The organism is Streptomyces sp. NPDC029292 (assembly GCF_055569295.1).
This window is the reverse complement of the sequence record NZ_JBVHXR010000002.1, coordinates 132490-145250: the sequence shown is the minus strand read 5'-3', so window position 1 is coordinate 145250 and position 12761 is coordinate 132490. Positions and strand designations below refer to the sequence as shown.

10 protein-coding genes are annotated in these 12761 nt (G+C 71.1%); 2 read left to right on the top strand and 8 right to left on the bottom strand.

Features of this window, described 5'->3' with window-relative positions:
- Positions 1-24 precede the first annotated feature (24 nt).
- Entirely contained in the window at positions 25-741 is a 717-nt protein-coding gene (locus ACZ4WS_RS05470) for an isocitrate lyase/PEP mutase family protein (RefSeq protein ID WP_467977412.1), read from the top strand.
- A gap of 90 nt (positions 742-831) precedes the next feature.
- Here the strand turns inward: ACZ4WS_RS05470 and ACZ4WS_RS05465 are convergent, their stop codons facing one another.
- The 5 genes from ACZ4WS_RS05465 to ACZ4WS_RS05445 form a co-directional block, all read right to left on the bottom strand.
- The gene (locus ACZ4WS_RS05465; protein WP_467977410.1) at positions 832-1788 is read right to left on the bottom strand and encodes an ABC transporter substrate-binding protein; all 957 of its coding nucleotides are present in this window, start codon (positions 1786-1788) and stop codon (positions 832-834) included.
- A 1-nt stretch (position 1789) separates the two neighbouring features.
- On the bottom strand, positions 1790-3736 hold the full coding sequence (locus ACZ4WS_RS05460; protein ID WP_467977408.1) for an ABC transporter permease: 1947 nt from the start codon (positions 3734-3736) through the stop codon (positions 1790-1792).
- Positions 3736-4827: a quaternary amine ABC transporter ATP-binding protein gene (locus ACZ4WS_RS05455; protein ID WP_467977406.1), complete on the bottom strand. Its 1092-nt coding sequence runs from the start codon at positions 4825-4827 to the stop codon at positions 3736-3738. The genes ACZ4WS_RS05460 and ACZ4WS_RS05455 overlap by 1 nt, the downstream gene beginning before the upstream one ends.
- Entirely contained in the window at positions 4827-6356 is a 1530-nt protein-coding gene (locus tag ACZ4WS_RS05450; protein WP_467977404.1) for a GMC family oxidoreductase, read from the bottom strand. Before ACZ4WS_RS05450 ends, ACZ4WS_RS05455 begins: the two co-directional genes overlap by 1 nt.
- A gap of 79 nt (positions 6357-6435) precedes the next feature.
- A complete protein-coding gene (locus tag ACZ4WS_RS05445) occupies positions 6436-7947 on the bottom strand; it encodes an aldehyde dehydrogenase family protein (RefSeq protein ID WP_467977402.1) in 1512 nt (503 codons plus the stop codon).
- 210 nt (positions 7948-8157) lie between these two features.
- Here ACZ4WS_RS05445 and ACZ4WS_RS05440 point away from each other — a divergent pair, with 210 nt between their 5' ends.
- Positions 8158-9057 carry a GNAT family N-acetyltransferase gene (locus ACZ4WS_RS05440; RefSeq protein ID WP_467977400.1) on the top strand — a complete coding sequence of 300 codons (900 nt, stop codon included), beginning with the start codon at positions 8158-8160 and terminating at the stop codon, positions 9055-9057.
- A gap of 138 nt (positions 9058-9195) precedes the next feature.
- Here the strand turns inward: ACZ4WS_RS05440 and ACZ4WS_RS05435 are convergent, their stop codons facing one another.
- The 3 genes from ACZ4WS_RS05435 to ACZ4WS_RS05425 form a co-directional block, all read right to left on the bottom strand.
- Entirely contained in the window at positions 9196-10185 is a 990-nt protein-coding gene (locus ACZ4WS_RS05435; RefSeq protein ID WP_467977398.1) for a malate dehydrogenase, read from the bottom strand.
- A 364-nt stretch (positions 10186-10549) separates the two neighbouring features.
- Positions 10550-11809: a helix-turn-helix domain-containing protein gene (locus ACZ4WS_RS05430; protein ID WP_467977397.1), complete on the bottom strand. Its 1260-nt coding sequence runs from the start codon at positions 11807-11809 to the stop codon at positions 10550-10552.
- Between the two features lie 395 nt (positions 11810-12204).
- Positions 12205-12696, bottom strand: coding sequence for a helix-turn-helix domain-containing protein (locus tag ACZ4WS_RS05425; RefSeq protein ID WP_467977395.1), 492 nt, complete (start codon positions 12694-12696; stop codon positions 12205-12207).
- Positions 12697-12761 lie beyond the last annotated feature (65 nt).

The following is a 12761-nucleotide window of genomic DNA, read 5'->3' as shown; positions in this document are numbered from 1 at the left end:
TCGTATCGCACCAGGGGGCACGCAATGGTGAGCAAGGTCGAGTCCTTCCGCGCGCTGCACCAAAGCCGCCTTCCGGGTGACCCGCTCGTCCTTCCCGGGCCCTGGGACGCCGCCAGCGCGCGCGTGTTCGCGGACTCCGGGTTCCCGGCGCTCGCCACGCCCAGCGCCGGGATCGCCGCCTCGCTCGGGTACGAGGACGGGGCGACGCCCGCCGACGAGATGTTCGCGGCGGTCGCGCGGATCGCCGGGGCCGTCGACGTGCCCGTGTCCGCGGACGTCGAGGACGGCTACGGGCTGGCGCCCAAGGAGCTGGTCGAACGGCTCCTGGAGACCGGGGCCGTGGGCTGCAACCTCGAGGACTCCGGCGGGGGTGTCCTCAAGGACCCGGCGCGGCACGCCGACTGGCTCGCCGAGGTGTGCGCGGTCGCGGGCGAGCGGCTCTTCGTCAACGCCCGCGTCGACACCTTCGTACGAGGGGTCACGGATCCGGAGCGGGCCATCGAGCGGGCCGCGTTGTACGTGGCCGCGGGCGCCGACTGTGTGTATCCGATCGGCGCCCCCGTGAACGTACTCCCGCTGCTGCGGGCCGGGATCAAGGGGCCGGTGAATGTGTTTGCCCGGCTTGATGGTCCCTCGGCGAAGGAACTCGGCGAGCTCGGGGCCACCCGGGTCACCTTCGGGCCGGGGTTGCAGCGCCGCTCGACCGCAGCGCTGTGGGAGATCGCGGCGGGGTTGAGGTAGGTCCGCCGGGCGCCTCTTCGAGAGGCGCCCGGCGTGCCGGGTGTGGGCACAGCTACGAAGCCGCGGGGTGTGGGCACAGCTGCAGAGCTGCTACGGCAGCCACGCCCGCCAAGTCGACTCGTGGCTGTCGATCCACTTCTTCGCCGCCTCCTGGGCGGTGAGTTTGTCGTTGGCGATCATCAACGACACCTGGTTCTGGTCCTCGGTGGTCCACTTGAAGTTCTTCAGGAAGGCAGCCGCCTTGCCACCGGACCGGGCGAAGTCCGTGTTGAGGTACTTCTGGAGGGGGGTGTGGGGGTACGCGCAGGCGATCTTGGCCGCGTCCGCGTCGCAGCCCTCCTTGTAGGCCGGGAGCTTCACCTCGGTCATGGGGACCTTCTTGAAGAGCCACTGCGGCGAGTACCAGTACGTGAGGAACGGCTTGTGCTCCTTCGCGAACTGGTTGATCTGGGTGATCTGCGCGGCCTCCGAACCGGCGAACACCACCTGGTAGTTGAGCTTCAGGTTGTTCACCAGGGCCTTGTCGTTGGTGACGTAGGACGGGGAGCCGTCCAGGAGTTGGCCCTTGCCGCCGCTCTCCGCGGTGCGGAGCTGGTCCGCGTACTTGTTGAGGTTCTTCCAGTCGGTGACGTCCGGGTGCTGCTTGGCGAAGTACGTGGGGACGTACCAGCCGATGTGGCCGGTGACCCCCAGCTCCCCGCCGCCCGTGATCGTCTTCTTGTCCTCGACGTACCGCTTCTCCTGGTCGGGGTGGCCCCAGTCCTCCAGGATCGCGTCGACCCGGCCCTGGCTGAGCGCGTCCCAGGCGGGGACCTCGTCGACCTGGACGGTGTCGACGCGGTAGCCCATCTCGTGTTCGAGCAGGTACTGCGCCACGGCCACGTTGGACTGCGCGCCCACCCAGGACTGCACGGAAAGGGTGACGGTCTTGGCGCCCTGGGCGTTCGCGAAGGGCGAGGCCTGCTTGGTCATGTCGGCGGCGCCGCAGCCGGTCAGCAGCAACAGGGCCGATGCGCCGGCCACCACAGAGGTCGTACGAAATCGCATGTCACGCTCCCTTCTTCGCGCGGCGTTCGGTCGGCTGCGTCACCCGGTCGAGCATCAGGCCGAGGCAGACGATCGCGGCGCCGGCGACCAGGCCGGTCGCCAGGTCGCCCTGGGCGAGGCCGAAGACGACGTCGTAGCCGAGCGCTCCGCCGCCGACCAGGCCGCCGATGATGACGACGGCGAGGACGAGGACGACGCCCTGGTTGACGGCGAGGAGCAGCGCCGGGCGGGCCAACGGGAGCTGGACCTGGCGCAGTTGCTGACCACTGGTGGCGCCGAGCGAGCGGGCCGACTCCAGGGCGGCGGGGTCGACGGCGCGCAGGCCCTGGGTGGTGATGCGGACGACGGCGGGCAGCGCGTAGACGACGGCCGCGGCGACGGCGGGCGCGCGGCCCACGCCGAACAGCGCCACCACCGGGATCAGATACACGAACTGCGGCATCGTCTGGAAGACGTCGAGGACGGGCCTCAGCAGCCGCTCGACCCGCTCACTGCGGGCCGCCGCGATACCGGTCGCGAAGCCGAGAACGAGGGTCACGGCGACCGCCGCGAGGACCTGCGACAGCGTGTCCAGGGACGGCTTCCACACACCCAGGACTCCGATCGCGGCCATCGCGAGGACGGCGGTGAGCGCGGTGCGCCAGGTGCCGATCAGCCAGGCGAGGGCGGCGACGATCAGCAGGACCGACCACCAGGGCAGCCACTGGAGGCCGTCCCGGAGGGGGTTGAGGATCCAGGTGGTGAAGTGGCCCGCCCAGTCGGCCGTGCCACCGATGTAGGGGACGCCCGAATAGAGGTGACCGGTCATCCAGTCGACCACGCGGTTCACCGGCTCCGCGATGGACACCGTCCATGCGTCGGGCCAGTCGGCGCGGCCCGTGAGGCGTCCGGCAAGCGCGATGGCGACGGCCGCGACGACGGCGTACGCCCATGCCATCGGGTTTCCGGGGGCGTCACCCCCGAGCCGCTCCCCCGCCGCTCCGGTCACCCGGTCCAGGACGACCGCGAGCAGCACGATCGGGATACCGGCGGCGAGCGCGGCGCCCACGTCGACGGAGGCGAGGGCCTGGTAGACGCGGTCTCCGAGGCCGCCCGCGCCGATCACGGAGGCGATGACGGCCATGGACAGCGCCATCATGATCGTCTGGTTGAGGCCGAGCAGGAGTTCCTTGCGGGCCAGCGGGAGGCGGGCGGTGAGCAGGCGTTGACGGGCGGTGGCGCCCAGCGAGGCGACGGCCTCCATCACGCCGGTGTCCGCGCCGCGCAGGCCGAGCGCGGTGAGGCGGGCCATGGGCGGGGCGGCGTACACGACGGTGGCCAGGACGGCCGCGGGGACGCCGATGCCGAACACCAGGACGACCGGGAGGAGGTACGCGAACGCCGGGAGCACCTGCATGGTGTCCAGGACCGGCCGCAGGGCCCGGTACGTGCGGTCGGACAGGCCCGCCGCGAGGCCGAGCAGCGCGCCCAGCACGACGGACGCGAGCACCGCGACCACCATGAGCGCCAGCGTCTGCATGGTGGGCACCCACATACCGAGCAGGCCGCAGGCAAGGAACGCGGCGGCCGTGCCGAGGGCCAGGCGGACCCCGGCGACCCGCCACGCCACCAGGGCCGCCACCGCCGTGACGCCCGCCCAGCCCGCCGCGAGCAGCACCAGATAGACGGCGCGCACGGAGAGGACGACGGCGTTGCTGACGTACCCGAAGAAGTACAGGAACAGCGGGTGACTGTCCCGGTTGTCGATGATCCAGTCGCTGGCCTTGCCGAGGGGTTCGGTGAGGTCGACGGTGAGTGTGTGCGGCCACGTGCCGCTTGCCCAACGAGAGTTGAGGATCGGGACGATCACGGCCGCGGCGACGGCGAGCAGCAGGAGCTTGCCGACGGCGCGGTGTCTGAGCAGGCCCGGGAGAGCGGTGCGGGGGGCCGATGCCGTGATGGTGGCCATCAGGCGGCCTCCTCGCGGTGCTCTGTTCCGGCCACGACACCCAGCAGGCGCTCGTGGTCGACGATTCCCAGGCAGCGGCCGTCCTCCACAACGCAGGCGGCCTCGCCGCTGCGGGCGACAACCTTGATGGCGTCGGCGACCACCGCGTCCGGGGCGAGCGCACCGGGGTGCTCCGGCCCACCGCAGTCTCCGGCCCGCATAGCCGTACGCACCGTCATCACCTGCTCGCGCGGAATGTCCCGTACGAACTCGCGTACGTAGTCGTCGGCGGGCGAGCCGACGATCTCCTCGGGGGTGCCGAGCTGGACGATCCGGCCGTCGCGCATCAGGGCGATGCGGTCGCCGAGGCGCAGGGCCTCGTTCAGGTCGTGGGTGATGAAGACCATCGTGCGGCCCTCTTCGCGGTGCAGCCGGATGACCTCTTCCTGCATGTCGCGCCGGATCAGCGGGTCGAGCGCGCTGAACGGCTCGTCGAACAGCAGGACTTCGGGGTCGACGGTGAGTGCCCGGGCGAGCCCGACGCGCTGCTGCTGACCGCCGGACAGCTGCCCCGGCTTCCGGTTCTCCAGGCCTTCCAGGCCGACCTTGGCGACGACCTCCTGGGCCCTCTCCCGGCGCGCGCTCTTGGACATCCCCTGGATCTCCAGGCCGTACGCGACGTTGTCGAGGACGGAGCGGTGCGGCAGGAGGCCGAAGTGCTGGAAGACCATCGCGGCACGGTGGCGGCGCAGTTCGCGCAGCCTGCCCTTGTCCATGGCGAGGACGTCCTCACCGTCGATGGCGAGACCGCCGGACGTCGGTTCGATGAGCCGGGTCAGACAGCGGACCAGCGTGGACTTGCCCGAGCCCGACAGGCCCATGACGACGAAGACCTCGCCCTTGCGCACGTCGAAGCTGACGTCATGGACGGCGGCGGTGCAGCCGGTGCGGGAGCGCAGTTCGGCGGGCGGGAGCGCGGCGAGTTCGGGGTCGGCAGGGACGCGGTCGGCCTTCGGACCGAAGACCTTCCACAGGTTGTGCACGGAGAAGACGGACTGAACGGTCTTGTTCTGCACAGGGGTTGCCTCGGTTGCCTGGGTTGTCGTACTCATCACGCACCACCACCGATCAGCTCGGCGCATTTCTCCCCGACCATGAGCACCCCGATCATCGGGTTCACGGCGGGCATCGTCGGGAAGACGGAGGCGTCGGCGATGCGGATGCCGTCGAGGCCGTGGATGCGCAACTCGGGGTCGACGACGGCGAGTTCATCGCTCGTGGCGCCCATACGGCAGGTGCCCGCCGGGTGGTACACGGTGTGCGCCACCTGTCGCGCGTACGCGCTGAGCTCCTCGTCGTCGGTGACATCCGGTCCCGGGCACACCTCGCGCTTGAGCCAGCCGGCCAGCGGCTCGGCCTTGGCTATCTCGCGGGCGATCTTGATGCCGTCGACGAGGGTACGGCCGTCGTAGTCGTCCTCGTCCGTGAAGTACCGGAAGTCGAGGGCGGGCTTGACGGAGGGGTCGGGGCTCGTCAGGTACAGGCGGCCGCGGCTGCGTGGCTTGGGGATGTTGGGGGTCATCGAGACGCCGTGCGCCGGACGCTCGTAGCCCAGCCGCTCCGGGTTGTCCGTGAAGGGGATCTGGTAGAAGTGGAACATCAGGTCGGGCCCCAGATGCTCCGGATCACGGCGTACGAACAGGCCCGCGTCGGAGTCCATCGCGGAGTTCTCGGGGATGGGACCGTTCGTCTCCCAGACGATCACGGACTCGGGGTGGTCGAGCAGGTTCTCGCCGACGCCGGGCAGGTCGTGCGCGACCGGGATGCCGAGCGCCTCCAGATCGGCGCGCGGCCCGATGCCGGAGTGCAGCAGCAGCCGCGGCGAGTCCACGGCGCCCGCGCACAGCAGGACTTCGCGCTCGGCCCGTACGAGGATCTCCTCGCCGTCCTTGGTGCGGACGTGCACGCCCGTCGCCCGCGTCCCGTCCAGCTCCAGCTTGTGCGCCCAGGTCTCCAGCAGGAGCGTCAGGTTGGGCCGGTGGTCCATGACGGGGTGCAGATACGCCACCGACGCGCTCGACCGCTTGTTGTTCTCGGGGTGGTACGCCAGGTCGAAGAAGCCGACGCCGTCGGTGAACGGCTCCTTGTTGAAGCCCTCCACGCGGGGCACGCCGAGCGCGGACTGCGCGGCGTCGACGAAGTCGCGGGCGATGGCGTTCCGGTCCTTCTCGTCGACCGGGACGATGTTGTTGAGGAGCCGTGCGAAATACGCCTCCATCGGCACCGCGCCCCAGCCCTTGGCGCCCGCCGCCTCCCACTCGTCCCAGTCGGACGGCAGCGGCTTGAACGCGATCAGCGTGTTGTGGGACGAGCAGCCGCCGAGCACCCGGGCGCGGCTGTGCCGGATGTACGAGTTGCCGCGCGGCTGCTCGGTCGTCGGGTAGTCGTAGTCGAGCTCCCCGCCGAGCAGGCCCATCCAGCGGCGCAGGGTCAGGACGTCCTCGCGGTCGACGTCGCTGGGGCCGCCCTCGATGACGGCGACCGTGACGTCCGGGTTCTCGGTGAGGCGGGAGGCGATCACGGAGCCCGCCGTGCCGCCGCCGATGACGACGTAGTCGTACGTGTTCTCGTGCTGGGACATGAAGTGGTGCTCCTCTGGTCGTGCAAGGTGCTGCGCGTAGTGGTGTGGGGGGTGCGCGGCAGGGGTCGGTCAGGTGGCGTCAGCCCGCGAACCACCGCACCGGCTTCGGCGCGAGGTTCTGGTAGACGTGCTTGGTCTCGCGGTACTCGGCGAGGCCCGCGGGGCCGAGTTCGCGCCCCACGCCGCTCTTGCCGAAACCGCCCCACTCCGCCTGCGGGAGGTAGGGGTGGAAGTCGTTGATCCAGACGGTGCCGTGCCGCAGCCGTCCGGCGACGCGGCGGGCGCGGCCCGCGTCGGCGGTCCAGACGGCGCCCGCGAGCCCGTACTCGGTGTCGTTGGCGAGCGCGACGGCCTCGTCCTCCGTACGGAAGGTCTCCACCGTCAGTACGGGCCCGAAGACCTCCTCGCGGACGACCGTCATCTCCCGGTGGCACTGGTCGAGGACGGTCGGCTCGTAGAAGTACCCGGTGGCGGGCCTGGCGTCGGACGGCTCGGGACGCCTGCCGCCCGCCCGCAGCACCGCGCCCTCCGCCAGCGCGGAGGCGACGTACGCCTCGGTCTTCTCCCGCTGCTGCTCGGAGACGAGGGGGCCGCACTCGACGCCCTCCTCGGTGCCCCGCCCGAGCCTGATCTTCCCTGCCCTGCGGGCGAGTTCGGCGACGAAGCGCTCGCGCACGGACTCCTCGACGATGAGCCGGGAGCCCGCCGAGCACACCTGGCCGCTGTGGATGAACGCGGCGTTGAGGGCCTGGTCGACGGCCGTGTCGAAGCCCTCCTCCGTCGCGCAGGCGTCGGCGAAGACGACGTTCGGGTTCTTGCCGCCCAGTTCCAGGGCGACCTTCTTCACGCTCGCGGCGGCGGCCCGCGCCACCTTCGTACCGCTGAGCAGGCCGCCGGTGAAGGAGATGAGGTCGACGTCGGGGTGCTCGGCGAGGCGCGCTCCGACGGTGTGGCCGGGCCCGGTGACGAGGTTGGCGACACCGGCGGGCAGCCCGGCCTCCAGAAGCAGGCGCACCAGCGCGATCGTCGTCAGCGGGGTGATCTCGCTCGGCTTGACGACGAAGGTGTTCCCGGCGGCGAGCGCGGGGGCGATCTTCCAACTGGCTTGCAGCAGCGGATAGTTCCAGGGCGTGATCATCGCGCAGACGCCCACCGGCTCATGCACGACGACGCTGTGGATGTCGTCGGACCCGGCGTCGACGACGCGTCCGCCGCCCTCCCCCACCACCAGATCGGCGAAGTACCGGAAGGCGTCGGCGACACAGTCGATGTCGACGCGGCCCTCTTCCAGGGTCTTGCCCGCGTCCCGGCTCTCCAGGAGACCGAGCTCTTCACGATCGCGTACGAGGAGATCGGCGACGCGGCGCAGGAGGGCGGCGCGCTCCGCGACGGGGGTGCGGGGCCACGGGCCCTCGTCGAAGGCGCGCCGGGCCGCCGCGACAGCCGCGTCCGCGTCCTTCTCGTCACCCTCCGCTACCACGGCGAACGGCTTGGCATCGGCGGGATCGAGGATCTCGCGGGTGGCGCGGGAGACGGCTTCGAGCCATGCGCCACCCGCGTGAATCGTCTGTTGTGCCTGCTGTCCAGCCATGATCGGTGTTGCCTTCCGTTCCTGTTCTGTGCCCCTGCGTCACACGCGTGTCGTTCTCAGAGGCCGTGAGCACCTGCCCCCCGGCCCCGGATGCATGCACAACCGGTGACCAAAAGTGCGCCGCGTCACTGAAAAATCACCGGAAATGCCTTCAGATCACCCAAAGCGTGACCCCTTGCTTCGTCGCTTTCTTTGACTAAAGTCAAAGAAATGAGGGAGCCAGCGTCAGCGGACGACGTGAGGGCGCTTCGGCGCTTCAACCGGTACTTCACCCGGCGCATCGGAGCCCTCGACGATCACTACCTCGGGCAGGACCGCCCACTCGGTGAGGCGCGGCTGCTGTTCGAGATCGGGGACGGAGTCTCCCTGCGGGAGCTGAGGAGCCGACTCGTCCTGGACGCCGGGTACGTGAGCCGGATGGTCCGGGCACTGGAGGCGCAAGGGCTCGTGCGGGTGAGCGTGCACCCCGAGGACGGCCGACTGCGCGTCGCGGAGCTGACACCGGCCGGCCGGGTCGAGGTGAAGGAGCAGAACCGGCGGGCCAACGCGCTCGCCGGGGGACTGCTCAGCGGCCTCGACGAGCGGCAGCGCGGCGAACTGACCGCCGCCGTCGCCGTCGCCGAGCGGCTGATGCGCCTTGCCGGGATCACCGTCGAGGTGGTCGACGGCGCCGCGCGCGACGCGCGGGACTGCCTGGCCGCGTACGCCGCCGACATCGACGAACGGTTCCCGGAGGGGTTCGATCCCTCCGCCCTCGTACAGCCTCACGAGGTGTCGGGGGACTCGGGTGCCTTCCTGGTCGCGTACGAGGAAGGCCGCCCCGTGGGGTGCGGGGCGCTGCGGCGGCTGGAACCGGGTGTGGGCGAGATCCGGCATGTGTGGGTCCATCCCGCCGCCCGGCGCCTCGGGCTCGCGCGGCGGATCCTCGACGGGCTGGAGCGGCAGGCCGTCGAGCGCGGCTGTGCGGTCGTACGGCTCGACACGCACGCGGTGCTCACGGAGGCGCAGGCCATGTACCGGGCGTGCGGGTACCGGGAGATCCCGCGCTACGACGAGAACGTGTACGCCGCCCACTGGTTCGAGAAGCGGCTCGCCGGCGCGTCGGGCTGACGTCGGCGCCCTCCTGGAGTGAGCCTGTGGATGCGCGGGCTGGAGTGACCCCGTGGACGCGGGGAGCCGGAGTGACCCCGTGGATGCGCGAAGCCGCCCCAGGCAGGTGCCGGGGGCGGCTTCGGTGGTGCGGGTGGCTCAGATGAGGCCGAGGGCGCGGACCGCCTCGCGCTCCTCCTCGAGCTCCTTCACCGACGCGTCGATGCGGGTGCGGGAGAACTCGTTGATGTCCAGGCCCTGGACGATCTCGTACTGGCCGTCCTTCGTGGTGACCGGGAAGGAGGAGATGAGACCCTCCGGGACGCCGTACGAACCGTCCGACGGGATACCCATCGACGTCCAGTCGCCGTCCGCCGTGCCGTTGACCCAGGTGTAGACGTGGTCGATGGCGGCGTTGGCGGCGGAGGCGGCCGAGGACGCGCCACGGGCCTCGATGATGGCGGCGCCGCGCTTGGCGACGGTCGGGATGAAGTCCTCGGCGAGCCACTTCTCGTCGCTGACGACCTCGGCGGCGTTCTTGCCGGCGACCGTGGCGTGGAAGATGTCCGGGTACTGGGTGGCGGAGTGGTTGCCCCAGATGGTGAGGCGCTTGATGTCCGCGACCGTCGAACCGGTCTTCTTCGCGAGCTGCGTGAGCGCGCGGTTGTGGTCCAGACGGGTCATCGCGGTGAAGCGCTCGGCCGGTACGTCCGGGGCGGCGGCCTGCGCGATGAGCGCGTTGGTGTTCGCCGGGTTGCCGACGACCAGGATCTTGACGTCGTCCGCGGCGTTGTCGTTGATGGCCTTGCCCTGCGGCTTGAAGATGCCGCCGTTGGCGGACAGCAGGTCGCCGCGCTCCATGCCCTTGGTGCGGGGGCGGGCGCCGACGAGCAGGCCGACGTTCGTGCCGTCGAAGGCGACGTTCGGGTCGTCCGTGATGTCGATGCCCTGAAGGAGCGGGAAGGCGCAGTCGTCGAGCTCCATGGCGGTGCCCTCGGCGGCCTTCAGCGCCGGTGTGATCTCCAGGAGGCGCAGCTTGACCGGCACGTCCGCGCCGAGCAGCTGGCCGGAGGCGATGCGGAAGAGCAGGGCGTAACCGATCTGGCCGGCCGCGCCGGTGACGGTGACGTTCACGGGAGTGCGGGTCATGGCGTTCTCCGTATGACAGCTGGCGGTGGGGCGTCCCTGCCCCGGGTGCAGGATCTTCCCCTGCGTCCGCCGGGATGATCGATCAGGGGTACCGATGATCGATCTCTTGGCGTCAAGAGAGATCCGCCGTCAGGCTATCGCGCATCCGGGACCCCGGACGTCCAGGGCCGTGTGGCCCACCCCACAGAGCGGCGCGGTGGGGTGTATTTCGCCCCCGCCGCCCCTGCCCGTCCCGTACCTGGGAGCTGCGCCCCCAGAGCCCCGCTATCGGCCTGACGGCCTCGTCCTCAAACGCCGGACGGGCTGAAGACTCTTAGCCCGTCCGGCGTTTGAGGAGCGCCCGCTCCCGCCAAAGGCCGACCGCCTACTTCGTGCACCCCTTCTGACCCGACTTCAGCGTCGCGCACGCCGTCGCGTCGCCGGCGTCCTTGACCGCGACCATCGGGGTGTACGCGTCGGTGTCGGTGGTGACCGAGCCGGTCTGCTTGGCCGCCGTGCCCGAGGCCACCTGGACGGTGTCGCCCACCGCTGCCTGGGTGATGCGGGCCCAGGCGGCACCGCAGGTCTTGCTGTAGCGGACCTCGACGAGGGTCGTACCGACGGTGACGCTGTTGGTGGTCTTGGCCAGTTCGCCGCCGCAGCCCATGTTCTCCGGGTCCTTGCCGGTGCAGTCCGTACCGCTGCACTTCACCCCGGCCGGCAGGTCGGGGTCGGTGCCGGCGGAGGTCGCGGGCGTGCTGGGCGTCGTACCCGCGTTCTTCTTGTCTCCGCCGCTGGTGAGATAGACGGCCGCCGCGACCACGACGAGCGCGCCGACGATGCCCGCGAGGAACATGGTGAGCCGCCGCCTGCGCCGTGCCCCGTCGGGCGACCCCCCCGCGGCCGGCCGACCGTCCTGCGGCGGACCCCCCGCCGTACGGGGTGGCCCCACCGGCGCCGCCGGACCGAACTGCCCCGCGCCGTCGGACGGCGTGGCGACGACCCCCCAACCGCCGCGCGCCGCCCCGCCGGCCGAGGAACCTCCGCCGGAGGAACCACCGGACGAAGCCCCACCGGAAGAAACACCGGCAGAACCGCCGGAAGAAGACCCGCCGTACCCGGCACCGCCGCCCCGCGAGTCACCCGCGTACGAAGAAGCCCCGTACGACGACTCCTGCGCGTCCGGTCCCGTCGGCTGCGGCGGCACCGTCGGCGCCACCCCCGCGGGCCCGGCGATCCCCGGCATCGCGGTCGCGTTGCCGCCCCGGGCCTGCTTGCCGTTGCTCCCCTTCGCCGGGGTCGGTCCGAACTCCCCCAGGGCGGCGCGTGCCTGGGAGATCCGGATCGCTTCCATGGTCATGTCGTGGCGCATCTCCGAGCGGCTCCAGGCGCGCTCGGCGAGCTCCCACATCGTGGTGAGGTGGATGGGATTGGTACCGGTCACCTCGGCCAGGGCGACGATGGCACCCTTCGGTGCGAGGAGCCGGCCGTTGAGGTAACGCTCCCAGGACGTCTTGCTGTAGCCGGTGCGGTCGGCCACGGCGGCGATGCTCAGCCCGCTCCGGTCGACGAGCCGGCGCAGCTGGCTGGCGAACTCCCTGACCTGCGGATCGAGTTCATCCGGCAAGGCCCTCCAACGAGGCATGACTTCTCCCCCCTCATTGCTTTCCCCCCGTACGTGCCTGACTTTTCTCCCTCGCGCCGCTCTCCCCGCGCGTGGCGCCCCTCCGCCTGGTCCCCGTTCTGGCTACCCACAGGGATGCGCTTGGTCTGGATCTCAGTTCCCGGAGTGGGGGCGCACAGGAGCATTTCGGGCCGGGGCATGCACCGTTGCACGCCCGCCGGGCCGCGGTCCAGTGTTCCACGGACGACTTGTGCGGCCAGTCGAACATCCGACCTTCGCACAGGACGTCCCGGACCGTCCCGATTGCCCACGTTAACCCGGCTGTTGTGACGGATCCGGGCAAATCCTTGAACTTGTCAAGACATCGACACAACGGGAACACACGCGCTACCTCAGGTGTCACGGGAGCGGTCAGCTCACCCGAGGGTGACGGCACCGGCGAGGGCGACGAGCAGAAGCGCGAGGAGCAGCAGGACGGCGTAGCGGAGCAGGCGGGCCGGGGAGTGCCCGGGCTCCGGCGTCACGTCGGGCGCATCGGGCGCGTTGGGCGTGTCCCACCACGGGAGCGTCGGGTCGTCGTCGTACGAGCCGGGGGCGGGACCGCCCGCCGACGGGCTGACGGGCGCGGGCACCCGGGGCCAGACCCGCACCGCCAACTCCCAGCGCACGCCGAAGCGTTCGGTGTCCCCGCCCGCGAGACCCGCGACCCGGCACAGCGCGACGACCGCCTGCCGGGGTGGCGGCTGGGTCGCGTTGAGGTAGCGCTGCCAGGAGGACTTGCTGTACGCGGTGCGCGCGCCCAGCGCCACCAGGCTGAGGCCGGTGCGGTCCTTGAGCTGCCGCAACTGCTCGACGAAGTGCCGCACCTCCGGCGGAAGTTGCTCCGGCAGCGGCTGCCAGGCGCCCATCACTGACCTCCCTCGGCGTACCCCCTCAGCATTCCCCTGAGCGAGGGACGACGCCGGGCGGCCGT

What these genes read in the sequence shown, in the direction of transcription:
- ACZ4WS_RS05435 (WP_467977398.1), bottom strand. Translation starts at nt 10,185, where the DNA reads ATGACCCGCACTCCCGTGAACGTCACCGTCACCGGCGCGGCCGGCCAG.
- ACZ4WS_RS05470 (WP_467977412.1), top strand. Translation starts at nt 25, where the DNA reads ATGGTGAGCAAGGTCGAGTCCTTCCGCGCGCTGCACCAAAGCCGCCTT.
- ACZ4WS_RS05450 (WP_467977404.1), bottom strand. Translation starts at nt 6,356, where the DNA reads ATGTCCCAGCACGAGAACACGTACGACTACGTCGTCATCGGCGGCGGC.
- ACZ4WS_RS05440 (WP_467977400.1), top strand. Translation starts at nt 8,158, where the DNA reads ATGAGGGAGCCAGCGTCAGCGGACGACGTGAGGGCGCTTCGGCGCTTC.
- ACZ4WS_RS05445 (WP_467977402.1), bottom strand. Translation starts at nt 7,947, where the DNA reads ATGGCTGGACAGCAGGCACAACAGACGATTCACGCGGGTGGCGCATGG.
- ACZ4WS_RS05465 (WP_467977410.1), bottom strand. Translation starts at nt 1,788, where the DNA reads ATGCGATTTCGTACGACCTCTGTGGTGGCCGGCGCATCGGCCCTGTTG.
- ACZ4WS_RS05460 (WP_467977408.1), bottom strand. Translation starts at nt 3,736, where the DNA reads ATGGCCACCATCACGGCATCGGCCCCCCGCACCGCTCTCCCGGGCCTG.
- ACZ4WS_RS05425 (WP_467977395.1), bottom strand. Translation starts at nt 12,696, where the DNA reads ATGGGCGCCTGGCAGCCGCTGCCGGAGCAACTTCCGCCGGAGGTGCGG.
- ACZ4WS_RS05455 (WP_467977406.1), bottom strand. Translation starts at nt 4,827, where the DNA reads ATGAGTACGACAACCCAGGCAACCGAGGCAACCCCTGTGCAGAACAAG.
- ACZ4WS_RS05430 (WP_467977397.1), bottom strand. Translation starts at nt 11,809, where the DNA reads ATGCCTCGTTGGAGGGCCTTGCCGGATGAACTCGATCCGCAGGTCAGG.